At 44.7% G+C, this 18,522-nt stretch carries 14 protein-coding genes; 8 read left to right on the top strand and 6 right to left on the bottom strand.

Annotated elements, in window-relative coordinates; all coding sequences use genetic code 11:
• The first annotated feature begins 169 nt into the window (after positions 1-169).
• From MSG37_RS01020 to MSG37_RS01030, 3 genes are all read left to right on the top strand, one after another.
• Complete coding sequence (locus MSG37_RS01020; RefSeq protein WP_248468718.1) at positions 170-1,909, top strand: alkaline phosphatase family protein; 1,740 nt, start codon at positions 170-172, stop codon at positions 1,907-1,909.
• 439 nt (positions 1,910-2,348) lie between these two features.
• Positions 2,349-4,586 carry an acyl-CoA dehydrogenase gene (locus tag MSG37_RS01025; protein ID WP_248468719.1) on the top strand — a complete coding sequence of 746 codons (2,238 nt, stop codon included), beginning with the start codon at positions 2,349-2,351 and terminating at the stop codon, positions 4,584-4,586.
• A 511-nt stretch (positions 4,587-5,097) separates the two neighbouring features.
• The gene (locus tag MSG37_RS01030) at positions 5,098-5,613 is read left to right on the top strand and encodes a hypothetical protein (RefSeq protein ID WP_048617572.1); all 516 of its coding nucleotides are present in this window, start codon (positions 5,098-5,100) and stop codon (positions 5,611-5,613) included.
• A 72-nt stretch (positions 5,614-5,685) separates the two neighbouring features.
• Here the strand turns inward: MSG37_RS01030 and MSG37_RS01035 are convergent, their stop codons facing one another.
• A complete protein-coding gene (locus MSG37_RS01035; RefSeq protein ID WP_248468720.1) occupies positions 5,686-6,609 on the bottom strand; it encodes a LysR family transcriptional regulator in 924 nt (307 codons plus the stop codon).
• 148 nt (positions 6,610-6,757) lie between these two features.
• Between MSG37_RS01035 and MSG37_RS01040 the strand changes: the two genes are divergently transcribed.
• From MSG37_RS01040 to MSG37_RS01050, 3 genes are all read left to right on the top strand, one after another.
• The gene (locus tag MSG37_RS01040; RefSeq protein WP_048606969.1) at positions 6,758-7,000 is read left to right on the top strand and encodes a hypothetical protein; all 243 of its coding nucleotides are present in this window, start codon (positions 6,758-6,760) and stop codon (positions 6,998-7,000) included.
• A 39-nt stretch (positions 7,001-7,039) separates the two neighbouring features.
• On the top strand, positions 7,040-7,591 hold the full coding sequence (locus MSG37_RS01045) for a carboxymuconolactone decarboxylase (RefSeq protein ID WP_048617575.1): 552 nt from the start codon (positions 7,040-7,042) through the stop codon (positions 7,589-7,591).
• A gap of 101 nt (positions 7,592-7,692) precedes the next feature.
• A complete protein-coding gene (locus tag MSG37_RS01050) occupies positions 7,693-8,277 on the top strand; it encodes a tyrosine-type recombinase/integrase (protein WP_122081630.1) in 585 nt (194 codons plus the stop codon).
• A 505-nt stretch (positions 8,278-8,782) separates the two neighbouring features.
• On the opposite strand, the gene MSG37_RS01055 is transcribed toward MSG37_RS01050, so the two are convergent.
• The 5 genes from MSG37_RS01055 to MSG37_RS01075 all read right to left on the bottom strand — a co-directional run bounded on the left by MSG37_RS01055 (position 8,783) and on the right by MSG37_RS01075 (position 15,557).
• Positions 8,783-10,870 (bottom strand): alkyl sulfatase dimerization domain-containing protein, encoded by a 2,088-nt coding sequence (locus tag MSG37_RS01055; protein ID WP_248468721.1) that lies wholly within the window; start codon positions 10,868-10,870, stop codon positions 8,783-8,785.
• A 91-nt stretch (positions 10,871-10,961) separates the two neighbouring features.
• Positions 10,962-12,038 carry an AraC family transcriptional regulator gene (locus MSG37_RS01060; protein WP_248469126.1) on the bottom strand — a complete coding sequence of 359 codons (1,077 nt, stop codon included), beginning with the start codon at positions 12,036-12,038 and terminating at the stop codon, positions 10,962-10,964.
• A gap of 19 nt (positions 12,039-12,057) precedes the next feature.
• Positions 12,058-12,540, bottom strand: a complete 483-nt coding sequence (locus MSG37_RS01065; RefSeq protein WP_248468722.1) for a hypothetical protein — start codon at positions 12,538-12,540, stop codon at positions 12,058-12,060.
• A 279-nt stretch (positions 12,541-12,819) separates the two neighbouring features.
• Positions 12,820-14,247, bottom strand: a complete 1,428-nt coding sequence (locus tag MSG37_RS01070; protein ID WP_248468723.1) for an ammonia-forming cytochrome c nitrite reductase subunit c552 — start codon at positions 14,245-14,247, stop codon at positions 12,820-12,822.
• A gap of 98 nt (positions 14,248-14,345) precedes the next feature.
• Positions 14,346-15,557: an NnrS family protein gene (locus MSG37_RS01075; RefSeq protein ID WP_248468724.1), complete on the bottom strand. Its 1,212-nt coding sequence runs from the start codon at positions 15,555-15,557 to the stop codon at positions 14,346-14,348.
• A gap of 396 nt (positions 15,558-15,953) precedes the next feature.
• On the opposite strand from MSG37_RS01075, the gene MSG37_RS01080 reads away from it, so the two are divergent.
• Complete coding sequence (locus MSG37_RS01080) at positions 15,954-16,574, top strand: NAD(P)H-dependent oxidoreductase (protein WP_248468725.1); 621 nt, start codon at positions 15,954-15,956, stop codon at positions 16,572-16,574.
• A complete protein-coding gene (locus tag MSG37_RS01085; RefSeq protein ID WP_248468726.1) occupies positions 16,574-18,505 on the top strand; it encodes a monovalent cation:proton antiporter-2 (CPA2) family protein in 1,932 nt (643 codons plus the stop codon). The genes MSG37_RS01080 and MSG37_RS01085 overlap by 1 nt, the downstream gene beginning before the upstream one ends.
• Positions 18,506-18,522 lie beyond the last annotated feature (17 nt).

The following is an 18,522-nucleotide window of genomic DNA, read 5'->3' on the forward strand; positions in this document are numbered from 1 at the left end:
CATGCAACCGGACTTTATATCATAAAGATTATTAACAATATTAAAGGGCAATCATTGCCCTTTTTTTATGGCTATTATTTATTGCATCTCACTATTTATATAAGCAATTATTTGCTCATAGAGTAAGCTTATTAAATTGTCATCAGTAGCACAAAGATAAGGAATTCAAATGCTAACATTGCAAGACTGCGTGCGTTGCATCAACACAGCTTCTCGACTAAAAACACTGACTCTTGGCTTAGGTGTAATGTTAATGCCATTAAGCGCTGTGGCCAGCTCAGAGCAAGAAACACCCAAACTTATCTTACAGATCACGGTAGATCAATTACGCGGCGATATGCTGAACCGCTATCAACATAGATTTGCTAAAGACGGCTTTAACTATCTACTTAATAACGGTGTGGTCTATAAAAATGCACAGCATGCCCATGCCAACACCGAAACTATTGTCGGCCATACCACCTTATCAACCGGCGCTTACCCTGCCAACCATGGCATGGTGGGTAATGTTTGGTTTGACCGCAGTTTAGGTCACTCAGTTTATAACATTGAAGATGCGCGCTATCCCTTGCTGTCTGCCGATGGCGATGTGAACAAAAAAACAGAAATCGATCCCACCCAAAAAACTGCCAGCAGTTCCGGTCGGTCGCCGATGAACATTCTCGTTTCAACCTTTAGTGACGAGCTAGCGTTAACCCATAACGGCAAAGCCAAAGTGTTCGGCGTTTCGGTAAAAGACAGAGGCGCAGTCGCTATGGCCGGTCATGCTGGTAAAGCATTCTGGTTTTCCAAAAAGTCAGGGGAATTTGTCACCTCAGCGTTTTACTATCAAGACTATCCAGATTGGGTAAAACGGTATAATGCAGGTGAGCCCACAGCGCAATATGCCAACCAAGTATGGCAGCTTGCTAAGCCTCAAGCCAGTTACCTTTTTGCCGACAACGATGACCAAGAATGGGAAGTCGCCTTTCCCGGCTTTGGCCGAGTCTTTCCCCATCAATATGGTGCAAGAGATGGTAAATACTTCACAACATTTTTAACCCTGAGCCCCGCCGGTGATGAGTTAACTGCTGACTTTGCCAAGAAGCTGATTGAGAATGAAGCCATTGGCCAAGACGAGATCACCGATTACCTTTCGGTAAGCTTTTCATCTACCGACTACGTCGGCCATATTTTTGGCCCATCGAGTCTAGAAGCCGAAGATAATCTGCTTCATCTTGATAGCACCTTAGCCGATTTGCTTAGCTTTATTGACGACAAAGTCGGCTTAGATAACACTGTCATTGTTTTATCCGCTGATCACGGCAGCCCAGAGTCTCCAGAGTATTTGCGCGCAATGGGAATTGATGCCCAATACGTGCATCCAAAAGAGTGGCACAGCAACGCCGCAATCGAGAAAATAAAGCAGCGCTTTAAGATTGACGAGAAAGACCCGCTTATTAATAAGTTTCAAACGCCGTATTTGTACTTAAACAGCGACACAATCGCCAAATATCAACTTAACACTGAGCAAGTGCAAACCGCCGTAGCAGATGAAATAGCTAAACTTGAAGGGGTAGCATTTAGCGCCACCAGCAGCGATATAAACCAAAGCTTATTGCCCAATACTCATGTCGCCAAATTAGTTGCTAACAACCATCATCCACAGCGTTCTGGTGACATTTATATCGTGTTTAAACCTCACTATTTTATTAATGAATTTGACGGTTTAAGTGTCGCTTCAAGCCATGGTTCCCCCTGGCGTTACGATACACTTGTGCCGTTAATTTTCGCTGGCAAAAATATTGAATCACAAACAGTAGCTCGGGCAGTGGAAACCGTGGATATTGCTACCACACTCGCTACGATAGCAGGAACAAAACAACCATCTGGCAGCGACGGAAAAGTACTAACCGAAGTCTTAGAGTAGCTATTAACCAAGCCCTAGATCACTTAGGGCTCATTAAAAATTGAGTTCATCGTTAACGCTGTTAATGTATATTTAGCAGCGTTTTTATTTGCCCTTATCGCACTAAAACTTCAATAACTATCACACTTACTACAGCAATAACTATCACCCTAAATATCGCTCTAACATTGCACTTATATTGCACTAGCCTCCCTGCTTTATTTTTGCCTATAAGCAAAATTACGGTGAATTTAGCTTTACTAATCCATTGAACTAAAAAATTAAATTCATTTAAGCGTACACGCGTAAGCTTATGAAATTTTTACCCTAAAAGCGCAAAACTAAACACCGAGCAAAACAAAATCCAAACAAGCGTTTAAATTTATCGTTTGAAAATTTGATCTGTGACTCATTTTGTGACGTAATGTGAAGCATAACTTCTGGTCGGACGAGCATTGATATGAGCATTAGAACTAAACTAAAAAAAGTACTGCCAAGCATTTCTACTACAGAGCAAGAGGCACTCGATGCCGGTGATGTGTGGTTAGAAGGTTCGATTTACCAAGGTGTACCAGACTTTGCAGCCCTACGTGATATTCCGTTAGCAAGCCTAACAGCTGATGAGCAAGCCTTCTTAGATGGCCCCGTTGCCACCCTACTCGACATGGTCGATGACTTTGAAATTCAGCGCAGCAAGCATCTGCCAGATAACATTCTTAATTTCTTAAAAGAGCATAAGTTCTTCTCATTAATCATTCCAAAATCTTTTGGTGGTCTTGAGTTCAGCCCTTACGCCAACTCAACTATCGTGGGGACTATCGCCGCTAAAAGTTCAGCAGTAGCAGTTACCGTAATGGTACCAAACTCACTCGGCCCGGGTGAGCTACTCATGCATTACGGTACCTCAGAGCAGCAAAATTACTGGCTACCACGCTTAGCTAACGGGCAAGAGATCCCATGTTTTGCACTCACCAGCCCAGAGGCAGGTTCAGATGCCGGCGGTATTCCAGACATTGGTACCGTTACCATGGGTGAATACCAAGGTGAGCAAGTATTAGGTTTAAGCGTAACTTGGGACAAGCGTTACATTACCCTCGCCCCGATTGCCAGCGTATTAGGTTTAGCCTTTAAAGTAGAAGATCCAAATGGCCTACTGGGCGGTAAAGAGCAACTTGGTATCACCTGCGCCCTTATTCCAAAGTCGCACCCAGGTGTGCAGCTAGGTAATCGTCACGACCCTATGGGTATTCGTTTTTATAACGGTACTACTCGCGGCGAAAACGTATTTATCCCGATGGACTTTATCATTGGTGGCCAAAAGAATATCGGTCGCGGCTGGGCAATGCTAGTGGCTTGTCTTGGTGCCGGTCGCGGTATTTCACTGCCAGCACTGGGCGTATCAGTCAGCCAAGCATCATTTAAATCATCAGCAGAGTACGCCGCAGTGCGTGAGCAGTTTGGTTTATCGATTGGTAAGTTTGAAGGTATTCAAGAAAAGCTTGCCGATATTGCCGGTAAAACTTATTTGCAAGAAGCGATGCGCGTACTGACAACCGAAGGTCTCGGCCTTGGCTTGAAGCCATCTGTTGTAACCGCTATTGCTAAATACCACATGACAGAGCTTGGCCGCGATGTACTCGATTCAGCCATGGACATTCAAGCCGGTAAAGCGATTCAATGCGGTCCACAAAATACCTTAGCTTCAGGTTACGTAGCGCAGCCGATTGCGATCACCGTAGAGGGCGCCAACATTCTTACCCGTAACCTAATGATTTTCGGTCAAGGTGTAATGCGTTGTCACCCATACTTGCAGTCTATGGTGGAGTCTATCCACTCAAACGAGAAAAGTGCCGATAAAGTCTTTAATGGCATTTTACGTAAAACGGTTGGTTACAGTGTGGGTAACAGCCTACGCGCCTTTAAGCTGGGTCTATTACCATTTACCGCTTCAGCAGCATCAACGCTTGCCGAAGTAAAACCTTACGAGCAATCAGTACATAAGCTAGCTTCTAAGCTTGCTGTCTATGCCGACTTCTCGTTACTGGTACTTGGCGGCAAACTGAAACAAGCAGAGATGCTGTCAGCCCGTCTAGGTGATGTAATGAGCTACTTATATGCTGCTATGGCGTCAATTCGTTACTACGAGCAAAAGCTAACTGCTGCCGAGCGAAAAGAAGCCGCGCCATATTTCCATTACGCGACCCGCTGGTCACTGTGCCAAGCTGAAAAAGCGTTACTAGACTTTTTAGATAACTTCCCATCTTCAGCGACACGTAAGTTTATGCGTTTAATCACGGTGACTTACTCAGCCAAGATGCCAAAAATCAACGATGACCTAGTACGTGAGTTAGCCGAGCAAGCGCAGCTTAATACTGAGTTTAAGAAACATCTAACGCATCTGGTTAAACCAACGGCTGGCGACGGTAACGACATTAACGAGCAAGCTTACCTTGCTAAAATCGAGTGTTTGCCTTTACTCGCTAAGGTTAAAAAAGCGATTCGAGCCAAGACATTTAAGCCAGGCGTTCGTTTTGCACTCACCTTAGATGCCGCACTTGAGGCTAAGGTCATTAGCGATACTGAGCATAAATTGCTACAAGATTATAATCTTAAGCGTGAACGTGCCATCCGCATCGATGAGTTTGATTTTGACTTAAATCTAATTAGCGACCGAGCAGAGCTTAAAATCGCTAACTAATCGATAAGGCTACAAGTAGCCACTAAAAAGCCACCGCAAGGTGGTTTTTTTAGCTTCGAAATAAGCTAATTGAATTTTTTGTTTTTACTCGGTGTTATATGGCAATGAGCTCTAAACTGACGTTTTAGCGTGATTAATCGCCGGCAGCGGGTGCTGGACAGGATGTCCGAATGTCGTGATCACATGGATGTGAAGGAACGACCGTATGTGCAGACACAGCTGCGAGACGCTGTACTTCTTTATAATGGAAAAGTGTCCCTATACGCTCTGCGGTTTCATCCCTGAAACCGAAGCCCGCATCCGTATCTACACGGGATAATTGGTGTACTCACTCGGCTGAGAGGTTTAGTTTCTAACTAGAAAATGCCCCAAAACGGTCTAGGAAGTAAATATATAACCAATTCAACCTTTCATTTTTGAATGAATAAGAATCAAGCCTGTCTATTTTTGAACTCTATTGTGTTTCGTAGAATAGCGCCATCAACTTGCTAACACATAATGAAGGTTTCCTATGAGCACATCACAACTAATTCTTGAGCTATCTCTTATCGGCACAATGCTACTCGTTACGGGTGTTTTTTTGGTCCGTAGCTATGACAAAACCGATGGCGTAGGGACGAAAGTTCAAAAGATCTTAACGGGTCTTCTTGGTGCCTTTATGGTGATGGCGGGAACGGTAAAATTCTTTGACCCGTTCACGACTATGTTTGCAAAACAAATTGCACTGAGCGAACTGCCTTTCCCAACTTTGTCTCGTTGGGCGGGTCAATTAGGTGAGATTTTTGCAGGTTTACTGCTACTGGTGGTGATGATTGGTGATAAGGCGCTCGCAGCACCGATTAAAGATAAAGCGATGCAATTATCAACGCTATTAACGACCGCAATTATGATCGTCGCGGTGTATGTTCACCTATTGCCAAGTGTGCCGGCCGAAGTGCTACCGCTTCAGTCTAAACCACCGGTAATGACACTGATCATTCTTGGGTTAGCTTGGTTAAATGCATTCCTATATATTCGTAAAAAGTAATCGTTAAAGTTACAAAGTAAACGCCAGATTAGTTCGTCTAGTCTGGCGTTTTTCATTTCATAAATACAATAACTACGAGTTTCGCTCTGAGTGAATTGAAGCCAAAAATTCTGCCGACTGACCAAACTGTTCAAAAATCATGTCCCTAAAGGCGACCACTCTGGTTGCTATCAATTTTCTGTCTGCCCACACCAAAAATGCTTTACCCGTTGGGCATTCAACCTCTGGTAATACCTCTATTAACTCTTTTCTTTCTGCATGCTTTTCAAAGGCTGCTCTTGGCATCATGCAGATCCCTGCTCCTGCTATTGTCGCATCAATATTTAAACGCAGGCTGCTGATTGAGTAACGAGGCTGATAGGGAATGCGGATCGCCTTGCCATCTTCTTTTAGCTCCCAATATGGCAAGTTATTACCTGAGAGTAGCTGATGGTTAATTAACTCTTCTGCTCGTTCTGGCTGACCATGTTTTTCGATATAGCTGGGTGATGCCGCTAGCATTAATGATGATTCAAACAACTGACGCTGTATTAAATGATTGGCATGAGGTGGGGTCGTCACAATCGCAAGGTCAATCTGCTCATCAAAGAAACGCTCTGTTCCTGCGCTAAATTGAATGGTGACGGTGACCTCTGGGTGAAGCTGCATAAACTCAATTGCCATCTTTTGCAGAAAATTATCAGCAAATGGCTCAGGGCAAGATACTCGGATTTCACCCGTTAATACGGGCTGACTATTCGAGAGCTGCGTCCATTCATCATTCAGCTGCATGAATAGGGCAGCGAAGCGCTGGTAATATTCGTCGCCAGCTGTCGTGAGCTGGAACTGTTTTGCATTACGATGTACCAGTTTTTCACCCAGTTTATCCTCAAGACTTGCTACCGCCCTTGATAACGTCGGGGCTGAAACGTGTGTTTTAAGGCTCGCTGCTGCAAAGCCACCGCACTCGACAGATTGGCAAAACAGATAAAGATTGGAGATGTCTTTTGCTTTCATAATTGATCGCTCTTGAGGATTACACTCTGAGTTAATCATTCAAATATGAAAGATTCAAGTTCAATGTTGTCTATTTTTGATTGTGATGGGCGGGGCTAATATAACCCCATCAGTTAGCCAATCGAAGTCAGGCATAAGAGAGTCAATCATGAAAAAGTTTTCACGTAAGTTCCAATACCCACTAATGGTTTCTATGGTTTTACCTACTATGCTTCTTAGCATGCCAGCCATCATGGTAGCGAAAACACTGCCAGAGCAAGGCGTATTCTTTGATGCATGGTTAAACGCAGTTTCACAAATGGTGCCATCTGCACTGTTAATTTTAGCCCTTGTAGCACCAGCGGTTCGTCTGTTCGTAACCAAAGTGCTGCTAGAGCCAGAAGTAAAATAAGTCAGTAAAGTTAATAAGTTAGAGAACAGGAAAGAGAAAATGAGCGAATTTAAACTACACACTGTTGAGTCAGCACCAGAAAAAAGCAAAGCAATCCTTGAAGGTGCACAAAAGCAAATGGGGATGATTCCTGGTCTTTACGCAGTAATGGCTGAGTCTCCTCAAATCCTAACAGCGTACACGCAACTACATCAGCAATTCACCAACACATCATTCGACGCTGAAGAGCTAACCGTTGTGTGGCAAACCATCAATGTTGAACACGAGTGTCACTACTGCGTCCCTGCACACACTGGGATCGCGCACTCAATGAAGGTTGACCCTGCATTAACTGAAGCACTGCGTAACGATGAAGCAATGCCAACTGAAAAGCTTCAAGCACTAAAAGACTTCACTCTTTCTGTAGTTCGTGAACGTGGCAATGTATCAGAAGCAGACCTAGCGGCATTCTTCGCGGCAGGTTACGGCCAGCAGCAGGTTCTAGAAGTGATTCTTGGTCTATCGCAAAAAGTGATCAGCAACTACGTAAACCACGTAGCTCACACGCCAGTAGACAAAATATTTGAAAAGTTTGCTTGGTCTAAAAAATAATCCCACGATCTAGATGTCATAGAGCGAACGAGTACGTTCGCTCTTTTTTCATAAAACTTCATGTTTAGATGTCTGTTAACAACAGCACAACGAGGGAGCATATGGAGTGCAAAAAAACGGGTGTAAAAAAGCCATTTAGATTAGAGGAAATCTGGCGGATTCGGACTCGTTTAGAGCTCAGTGATAATCTTATGGAACTATCTCTACTTAACCTTGCAATCGATAGTAAGCTGCGCTCAAATGACCTCTTATCATTAAGGGTGTCAGATGTTTCATCTAACTTCTTAGTATTCAACCGCGTCCAATATGTTCAGAAAAAGACTGGTAATAACGTTCAGTTTGAAATCACTCAGAGAACACAGCAAACTCTGAGTCATTGGATTAAAGACCAAGAGCTTCAACCTAAACACTACCTTTTCCCAAGCCCACGAAAGCCTCATCAGTCTCTAAGCTACTCATATTACCGTCGAATTATTCGGAGTTGGGCTCTTGCTTTAGGTCATAACCCTGATCTCTACGGAACTCATTCACTGCGCCGAACTAAAGCGACATTGATTTACCAGAAGACTAAAAATATTCGAGCGATTCAGCTTTTACTCGGGCATACCAAGATCGAAAACACCATCAAATATTTGGGTGTTGAGGTGGAGGACGCCCTCCGTTTATCCGAAGAAATTGAGAGCTGACTTATAAGGAATGATTATCAAATGTTGATGCATTAGAGCTTTTACTCTGTCTCATTTCTGTCCAAAAGTGAGTTATAGCTTCTTTTTTTTAGCCATAACTTCAAAGCTAAATAATCCCAGCCGGATTACAGAAAACACCAATTCCCCATCGAAGTTGCCGAAGTACGTTGGAATAAATCGCGTGATGCCGACAGGGATGTCGGCGTAGCTTTCGCGGGGCAGGACGCCCCATCGGAAGCGTTAGCGATTTATCCATAAGTATGAGGCCCGTATCTAATGCATGTAACTTCGTCGGGGCGGCTCGGGTGATGCAAGAGGGGGAAGCTGTTGTCCCCCTTTTGCCCGAGTGTGAGCTGGAAGCTCACGAACTTTATCAAACGAAGTTTGATTGATTAAGTCGATGGCTAAGTGCAGATACCACGGTTAGCCTCGATAACAAGGGCGCCTACTATGACGCCCAATCATCATAGACCCGACTCGATGTGACAAACGATGATGTGACAAACTAGGGCGTCACAATATTAAACACCCCTTTGGGTTTATCTAGTGACGAAAAGAAGCTGACTAAATCAAGCTTACTGCCTTCGATTTCAAGCTCATCGGAAAACAGCACCTCTTTGACTCCCGCTTTGCCAATAATCAGATCGACAAATAGCTCATGGCTAATATTTAACGTCGCGTTGACCATGGCAGATTTTGGCGCGAGCTTATGGTGTAGTACTGAGTTTTTTAGCTCAAGCACATAGTTTTTATCAAGGTCGGTAAAATTGATATTCAAGATAAACTCTTCACCGAAGACTTCAGGCCCAATCACTCTTGATGCCATCGACTGCATAAAGTTCTCGACTGGCGATTGCAGCAAAATCTGTTTCATAGAGGCTAAATCAATACCCACCTCTGGGCTGCCGTGTCTGAGCTCATAGGCAGCAGTTAGGTACACATCACGCCAAGGTGCAGATTCTGCCTGATAACCCAGCTGATCATAAATACTAGCCAGCAAAGTTTTAGCTTTATTAAGATTTGGTTCGGCCACCACGAGATGATTTACCAGCTCTGCCGCCCAGCGATACTCGCCAGCTGCAACTGCCTTATTCGCAGCTGTGATGATCTTGTCTGCGCCGCCCATTAGCTCAACATATTTAACCGCCGATGCGGTGGCTGGCAATGGGTCTAGGTTAACGGGATTGGCGTCGTACCAGCCTAAATAAGCTTGGTATACCGCCTTGGCATTGTGCTTAACTGTGCCGTAATAACCACGGCTTGCAAAGGTGTTCGACAGTGATGGCGGCATCTGTATTTGCTCGGCAATTTCAGCAGGAGTAAGCCCAGCGTTAAGCATGCGCACCGACTGATCATGAATATACTTATAAGTATCGCGCTGCTTTTGTAAAAACTCATTCACCTCTGCTTGGCCCCAGATAGGCCAATGATGACTACCAAAATACACTTTGGTGTCTCGCTGCGCATTGAGGGCGTCATCAATGGCTCGGCTCCATACCAATGCGTCACGCACCTTGGCACCACGCAAGGTATACAAATTGTGCATGTTTTTAGAGACTAACTCAGCGCCGCAATATGCCTGCTGCTCTGGCAGGTAAAAAGTGAACTCAGCGGGCGCTTCTGAGCCTGATACGATTTGAAATTCAAAGGGGACGCCATCTATCTCCATCGCAGAGTCATGCTCGACCACCACATTTGGACTCAGAATGCCAAATTCACCAAAGGCTGGTTCTTTGCCTAAGCCTGAATCGATATGACCGCGTACTGAACGCGGTAACTGCTTGCCATACATATACATGGCGCGACGACTCATGGCGGTACCAGCCATAACATTTTCACTGGTCGCCTCATGCATAAAACCAGCAGGCGCAATGATATCAATGGCATCAGGTGCTTGCTCAAATAAGCCTAAAGCCCCACCAAAATGGTCCATATGACTGTGAGTAAATACGATGGCCGATACAGGTCGCTCGCCCAAAGTTTGATTTAAAAATTTTAGCGCAGTTTTCGCGGTTTCCGCCGTAGTTAATGGATCAACAATAATCCAGCCACTGTCACCGACAATCGCGGTCATATTGGCTAAGTCAAAACCCCGCAATTGATAAACGCCTTGAGTGACTTCAAATAAGCCATCAATATTGTTAAGGCTCGCTTGTCGCCACAGACTGGGATTGACACTCGCAGGCGCTTCGCCCTCAATAAAGTCATAGGCGGTTCTGTCCCAAATCACCTTGCCGGTATCATCAACCACTTTAAGCTCTGGCATGCTGGCGATAAAGCCGCGCTTGGCATCTTCAAAGTCTTGTACATCGTCAAATGGCAACTCAGATAACACAGCTTGGTTTGCGCTTGCTGTGTGTGAACTTGCTGGGGTAAAGCCTAAAGCATCAACCTCAGTTGCCTTAACCTCGGTAGCAACCTTGCTTAAGTCAGGATCAGGCTGGCAACCCGTTAACAAGATCGTGGTTAGCGTGCCAAACAGGCCGAGTTTAATATTGTTATAGATTTTATTGCGATTTTGATGATTGTGGTGATCATGGTTGAGCTTGCTTTGCTGGCATGGCTCACGCTGAATAAACTGAAATGTTGGCATAGTTAAGCGCTTTAGTGGTTAACAAGATAACACCAAGCTATTACATAAAATCAACAACGGGGTTATCATTTTTCGCCAATCTAGGGCAAACTCATGGGTTGTTGGCTAGGTTTTGCTGCCGAAATTGTGATGGACTCACCCCAAGCCAGCCTTTAAATGAGCGGGTGAAATTACTCAAACTGCTATAGCCCAATATATTCGCAAGTTCATTCACAGCAATTTGAGTGTTAAGCAAATAGTGGCAAGCTAACTCTTGCCGTTTAAGCTTCAATAACGCTCTAAAGCTGGTGCCCTCTTGCAGTAAATAACGACTTAAACTGCGCTCACTGACGTTATACATTTTTGCAATGCTTTGCGCCGTAGGCTCTTGCTCAAGTAGCATGACATGAATGCCCTGACTGGTTTTTTGCCGCCATGTCAGTGCTTGCATCCCTTGTAAATATTGGCGCACAGCCGCTTCGCTGTACTTAGCTTGCTGTGGATTTTTAGTCACCGTGGTTTGCTCAAGCATGGTTCTATCCATCCACATGCAATTAGTCGCAGCATTCATGACCACTTCACAGCCAAAATAGTCTTGCCACAAGTGTTGTAGCTTATCGTCTGTGCGCATTAACTCTACTTTGCACACAAACTGGTTATGGCCCAGCATCTGCCTACCGTGCTGCATTAAACTACTAAAAAACGCGTCTATGGCAAGCTCACTGATCTCAACGCCGTTGAGTGGATTAATGGTAAATCCAAGCCACTGGGGACTACGCTGCAACTGAATATTGCCACTATTACTCACCAGTGCCGAGTAATCCGGTAGTAATTCAAAAGCTTCGGCTAAGGTGTTACAGCTAAGCAGCAAGGGGCCTAAAAAGTGGAAGTGTAATGGGTAAGCATAACGCCCCACCGTTAGGCCAAAGTCAGCCGAGCCTGTTGCTTGCATGGCGCTATGCCATAGCTGAGTCATTTGCGCGATATCAACTCGACTCTCGGGTTTTGCTTCCAGCCTCTCCAAGTTCAAACCAACTTGCTTGAATATGGGCTTTGGCTCAATGCCTATAACACTCAGCGCTCTGGCAATCGCTAACGTCCAAGCGGCAATGGTGGTGTATTGATTATCAGCCATTAGCGATGGGGCTTTGGTGCTGGCTGAGTTTATGTTCACCGCAGGAGCTGTCATCACGGGAGTTAACCCGGGGTTAATCGCCATGGCGGCGAATATGGCTGATCAAGCCTTGTTTATCAAACTCTAAACTAATCACGCTTACCCGGTCGATATTAATCATTCGATACTGGCCTGCAGGCTTAAGCTTGCCCTTTTCAGCAATTTTAAGCATGACAACGTTCGGGCCTGTCATCATTTGTAAGATCTGTACTTGATGCTCTAGCACGTCATCTTTTAACTTTTCAATTAAGCGCGCTTTTAATTTGGCCTTATCAGCGGCAAAGGTCACCTTATATTGCACATATTCATCAATAAAATTGTCCGATAAAAGGCCAATATAATGCTCGACATCTTCGACAGTACTGTCTGGTTGTTGCCACGCCTCTTTAGCAGCAACAAACGCTTGGCCTTTTTGCTTAAGCTCGGCATCGGTTAAACTGTCGAGGGCAAAACTCGTACAGGGTAGCAAACTAAAGGCAAATATCATTTTGGCTAACAAAATCAAACTGTTTCTCATTTGCTGCTAGGCTCCTTTAATCGAATTTGTGTCAACGACTTAACCGAAAATGACTCGCAAAGCTTACTTCATAATGCCTCAAGCTATCGCTTTTTACGCTTGTCATCGTCACCACAGATTAACAGCTTTTTGCTCATTATGTCATCAACAAACCCCCTAGTTTGCCGCCTTATACAAACCAGTTTGCAGCCATAAAAGCGAACCTTTTAGACAATAAAAAAGCTCAAAGAATTACTTTGAGCTTTTGTGTATTTAAACGAGTAAATTGGCTAGCGGCGGTTAGTGTTCATAACCATAACGAGTCACTTCTGACCACTTTTTATCGACTTCTTGTTTAATAAACTGCTTTTTCTGCTCGGTGAGTTTATCAAGCTCAATCCCTACCGCTTTATGGGCCGCAGCTTTAGTGCTGATATCTGGATACTCAACCTTGCTGATCTCAAACTTCTTCAAGATCTCAGCCAATGACTCACGCGCATAATTCACCTGTTTAATCGACATATCCAGTAAGGCATTGCCCTCTTCTGGGTTATGGGCATACAGACCGTGCGATGCCATAGCAAAGTCCCAACGCCACTGTGAATGACGAATTGCCATAATCGCATCGTTCATTAACGGCCAAGTCGCGCCAGCATCCCACGCAGCTTTAGCTTCGTAATGCGCTTTAACCAGTAAACCTTCTACTTCACGTGCTTTGGCATCAATTTCAGCCTTGCTGCGTTCAAGTGATTTTACGATGGTTTTTTCGCTGCTATGACAACCTTGGCAAACCGTATCGAAATGATCGAGTGCGTTGCTGATCTTATGGCTAGTAAAGCTATTGCCCTTAGCATCTGTTTCTTCAGGCATATGGCAAGTAATACACGTCACCCCAGCCTCAGCATGTTTACTGCGGCTCCAATGCTCAAACTCTGGATGACGCGCCTTTAAGATTGGTGTTTGCGATATGGGATGGATCCACTCATAAAAACGGCGTGTATCGTAATACTTTTCAATGTCATCGACTGTGTTACCAAAGATCCAAGGAATGTTCACTTTGTCGCTACGCTCTGGCTGGAAATAATAAGTCACATGGCATTGACCACAAGTTTGCGCGCCTTGCATATTCACGTCTTGTTTATCAAATGGCATATGCACTTTCGCCATCGCATCTTGTGCATGTGGGCGCGGCATTGCCAGCTCAGCTTTACCGTCAATATGGCAATCAGTGCAGTACACCACGCTATTTATCTCAGTGCCTAAATCAGTAAAGTTTTTAGCTGAAAATCCTTCAACGCCTAACTCTTTCATCAAACGTGTAGCATCGGGTGTTTTACAGGTCCAGCAGCTTGCTGATAAGCCTTTTTCACCCTCTTTTGGCGGCACGCCTGTACGCAATGTATGGGTCACATCGGCAACCGCAAAATGATGCCCGCGAGGACTGTTATATTCTTTAGCAAACGATGAGCCCGCCCATAAGATAACCGCTGCAGGATAACTTGCTAGCATATCTTCGCGCTCAGTTTGCTCAGAGGTTTGTTGCCAACTTTGATACTGCACAGGAAACTCCTGGCGCAGCGCTGCATCACGTTTTTGTTGCTCTACAGCTGCTTTGCTTAGGCTTTTTTTATCATCAGCCTCAGCGCTCTCAGCAAGTGCTGAGCCCATTGGCCAAAGCAGACCTATCATCAATGTACTGGCTAATTTCACACGCTTATGTACCATCATTTTTTACTATCAACCTTTTATTTTTATAACTACTACTTTTAAATGCTTGCGTTCTTTTTACGATAAAACATGACCCACTTAAAATACGACAAACAGCGCTACCCCGGTCTTCCATCAATCCGCGGCTTAGATAATATTGCGGCATAGTTCACCACAAACAAACCAAACGCTAATGACCAAAGGCCACCAGCAAGCCACAACCAAGTTTGGTAAAACTCTGGCAGCCATATCGGCATCACGGCTCGCAAAATTGCCGCTATCGGTAAACATGCAAAGGCGACAATCATATTTGGCCCTTGATAAATATTGCGACTGGTGTGGCCTAATGACACCCGTGAAATCATCGCCAAACAGATCCCAGCTAAGGTGCCGATCGCAAACAGGTGCAATAAGTGCCTATACGCCATCTCGTCATGAATATTCCAAGCCAGTAAAAACAGAGTAATAGGCAAGAATAAATAACTAAGCTGCAAAGACCACAACATAGGTTCAGCTAAGGTTTTATGGGGGAACCAGCGCGACCAGCGCACAAAATGCAGTGCAGCGGCAGCAAACAACAAGATCTGTTCGAGTAATGTTGGCATAAACTGCGCAATCGCCTGCGCGACCAATAACACCATAATCGCAATGAGGCTTTTATCCAGCACAGGAATAGGATTAGGTTTGGTTTGCTTAATGCGGATTGCGGTAAAAAACGGGATCACTCGGCCGCCCACAATGGTGATCAATAAACCAAGCCACCACAGCATGGCTTGCCAGATCTGCTGGCTGAGCGAAAAATCACGCTGACTTAGCGCGTAATAACTCAAAAGGTTAATGCCCATTGCCACAAATAGCATGATAGGGAAACCAATGTTATGCCATTGCTTTACTTTATAAATGCAGCGCCACAACTTAATGGCAGTAAGGCTTAAAAATAGCGAATCAAATAATGCCGGTAGCCACAAAGGAATGGAGACAGGCAATAGCAAAGTTAACCTTGCCAGTAGCCAGCAACCAAAGGTTAGCGCTAACGCCCAGCCTTTCATACCGGGCTGATTCGTCCAAGTTTGTACCGAGGTAAGCAAAAAACCACACACTATGGCTAAGGCAAAACCAAATAGCATCTCATGTGGGTGCCACCATAAAGGCACCACCTTCACCCAGAAGTCAGTTTGAAATAAGCTGTATTGCGGATAAAACCAAGTCAATAACCATAGCGGCACAAACAGCATAGCCACCGCTGCGCCGCCTAAGAAGAAAGGTCGAAAACCTAACCTAAAAATGGCAGGTATTTTTTCTGTCTCTTTAGGATCATCAATATTTAGCATTATCCAACCTTCGCCAATAACACGCATTTAAAATACAACTTAATTATATTTTAGTTTATCTAGCTCTATTAACGATAACAATTGATATTGAAAACGATTATGACTTCTGTGAACTAGATTGCTATCTCGCTGTTTTAGCTTATATCTTTAGAGGTAGAAACCAACTCTAACGGCTTTTAGCAGGTTAATTACTGCGATGAATCAAACCGGGAATAAAAACTCACCACTTAACCAAAACTACAACCTAAGCCATTTGCTATAAGTTTAGTTGCTCATAGCAATGTAGAGATGAATAGCTGCATTTAAGCTTTGCTGATTACTCTAAAAATATTTAGCCTAGCTTGTTGCTTATGCTAGATTAAATAGCAATCAATTCTGCAAATAACCGGATATAAAATGGCTACTGCGGCAAAAAAAATCCTCGTCTTATATGCTCACCCCTCTCAAGAGCGTTCTGAAATCAATAAACCGCTATTTGATGCGACCAAGCAGCACGCCAACGTCACAGCAGTGGATCTGTATGCCGAATACCCAACATTTAGGATCAACATAGACAAGGAGCAACAACGCCTTGTCGAGCATGATGTAGTGGTATTTATGTTCCCGCTGTATTGGTACTCCACCCCAGCGATTTTGAAAGAGTGGCAAGACTTAGTGTTAGAGTACAACTTTGCTTATGGTGCTAATGGTAATGCCCTACGAGGCAAAACCTTTATGTGCGTCATTAGCGCTGGCGGTAGTGAAGCTGCCTATAAAGAAGATGGCTTTAATCATTTTACCCTCAGAGAATTACTCCGCCCGCTAGAGCAAACCGCTAACCTAACCGGTATGAACTTTATTGCGCCGTTTGCGCTATTTTGCGCCCGTAGTGCCTTTGAAGAAAACCGCGTTGATAGCCATGTTAATCAGTGGCTCACAACCTTAACCGCGCTAAGTGAAGATCGTCTTGATATCGCACTAGCCCAAAATGTCGAAAAACTAAATGATCATCTCGACCAAGTGATCCGGGAGCACTAATGACAGCTTACTTCATTCAAGCTTTTATCTATTTGTGCGCTGCGGTTATTGCAGTGCCCATTGCCAAACGCTTAGGCCTAGGCTCAGTGCTGGGCTACCTGATTGCCGGTGTGGTCATTGGGCCAATTATTGGACTTGTCGGCACCGAAACCAACACCTTGCAGCATTTTGCCGAGTTTGGTGTGGTGATGATGCTGTTTCTGGTGGGTCTTGAACTCGAGCCTAGAATGCTGTGGGACATGCGCAATAAGTTAATCGGCTTAGGTGGCTTACAAGTCGGTTTATCCACCTTAGTGGTGATGGGAATCGCCATGGCCTTTGGCTACGGCTGGACCATAGCACTCACTGTGGGCATGATATTTTCACTCTCTTCTACCGCCATTGTGCTGCAAACCTTTAATGAGAAGAGCCTAACTAAAACCGAAGGCGGTAAGAACGCCTTTTCAGTATTGCTATTTCAAGATATCGCCGTGATCCCCATGTTGGCATTTATTCCTCTGCTCGCTTTGCCTGAGCTTGTGGAAAAAGCCCAATCTGTTGCTCAAAGTGCTGCAGAGCACCATGAAGAGATCTCATTAGTTGCGGGTTTACCCGGATGGGCTTACGCCATTGTAGTATTGCTAGCCATTGCCAGTGTGGTGGTGGGTGGTCATTTCTTAAGTCGGCCGTTATTTCGTTATGTTGCCAGCTCTGGGCTACGTGAAATCTTCACCGCCACAGCGCTAATGCTGGTGATTGGTATTGCGGCGTTGATGAGTTTAGTCGGCTTATCGCCAGCGTTAGGCACCTTCCTTGCGGGCGTGGTTTTGGCTAACAGTGAATTTAGGCATGAGCTAGAGTCCAATATCGAACCTTTTAAAGGGCTATTGCTAGGGCTATTTTTTATCACCGTAGGTGCGGGGATTAACTTTGAAGTATTGTTTGCCAATATTGCCCCCGTATTAGCCATGACCTTTGCGGTAATGCTCATTAAGGCCGTTGTACTATTAGTGCTAGCCTTTATCTTTAAGATCCGCGGCAGCGACCGCTGGCTGTTTGCCCTGAGTTTGGCGCAAGCTGGTGAGTTTGGCTTTGTATTACTCAGTTACACGGTACAAAACCATGTTATTCCAACAGAGCTAGCGCAGCTGCTATCTCTGGTGGTGGCACTATCGATGTTCCTTACACCTGGGTTATTTATCCTGTTTGATAAAGTCATTTTACCGCGCTATGAAAAAACCGAAAACACTCGCGAACCTGATGATATTGATGAAAAAGGCACGGTAATTATTGCTGGTGTTGGCCGCTTCGGTCAGATTGTTAACCGCCTGCTGGTGACCAATGGCGTAAAAACTGTGGTACTGGATCACGAGGTACAACAGGTTGAGAACTTAAGAAAAATTAATACCAAGAGTTATTATGGTGATGCCACACAGCCAGATCTTCTGCATACAGCCGGTATTGATAAGGCCAAAATGCTGGTGATTGCCATCGACGATCCTGAGCGCGCTGTGGGGTTAGTTGAATATATAAAGCACACTCATCCCCATGTGATTGTAATGGCGCGTGCGTTTGACCGTCGTCATCTATACCGCCTACGTAATGCAGGGGCTGACTTTATGGTCAGTGAAACTTTCCACTCTGCGCTAAATCTAGGTAAACATGCGTTAATTAGGCTTGGGGTACACCCATTTAAGGCCGAACAACAGCGAGCAACCTTTTATGAAACAGAGGTGACCCATAAAGACACCTTGTATGAAGCGTGGAAACAGGTCACAGAGGACGATAAGTACTTAGTCCACTATCGCGATATGTTTATTCAATTAGAAGAAACGCTTAGTGCAGCGATGAAAAATGAGCGCTATCGTAGCTTTTCTAAATTGGAGCGTGGCTGGACACCACCACCGAAAAATTACACCACTGAGTTCTCGCAATCTGAGAGTGATAGTTAAACATAAAAAAGCCCCGC

Source organism: Shewanella sp. 1CM18E (assembly GCF_023161665.1).
In the GTDB taxonomy this organism is placed as follows: Bacteria; Pseudomonadota; Gammaproteobacteria; order Enterobacterales; family Shewanellaceae; genus Shewanella.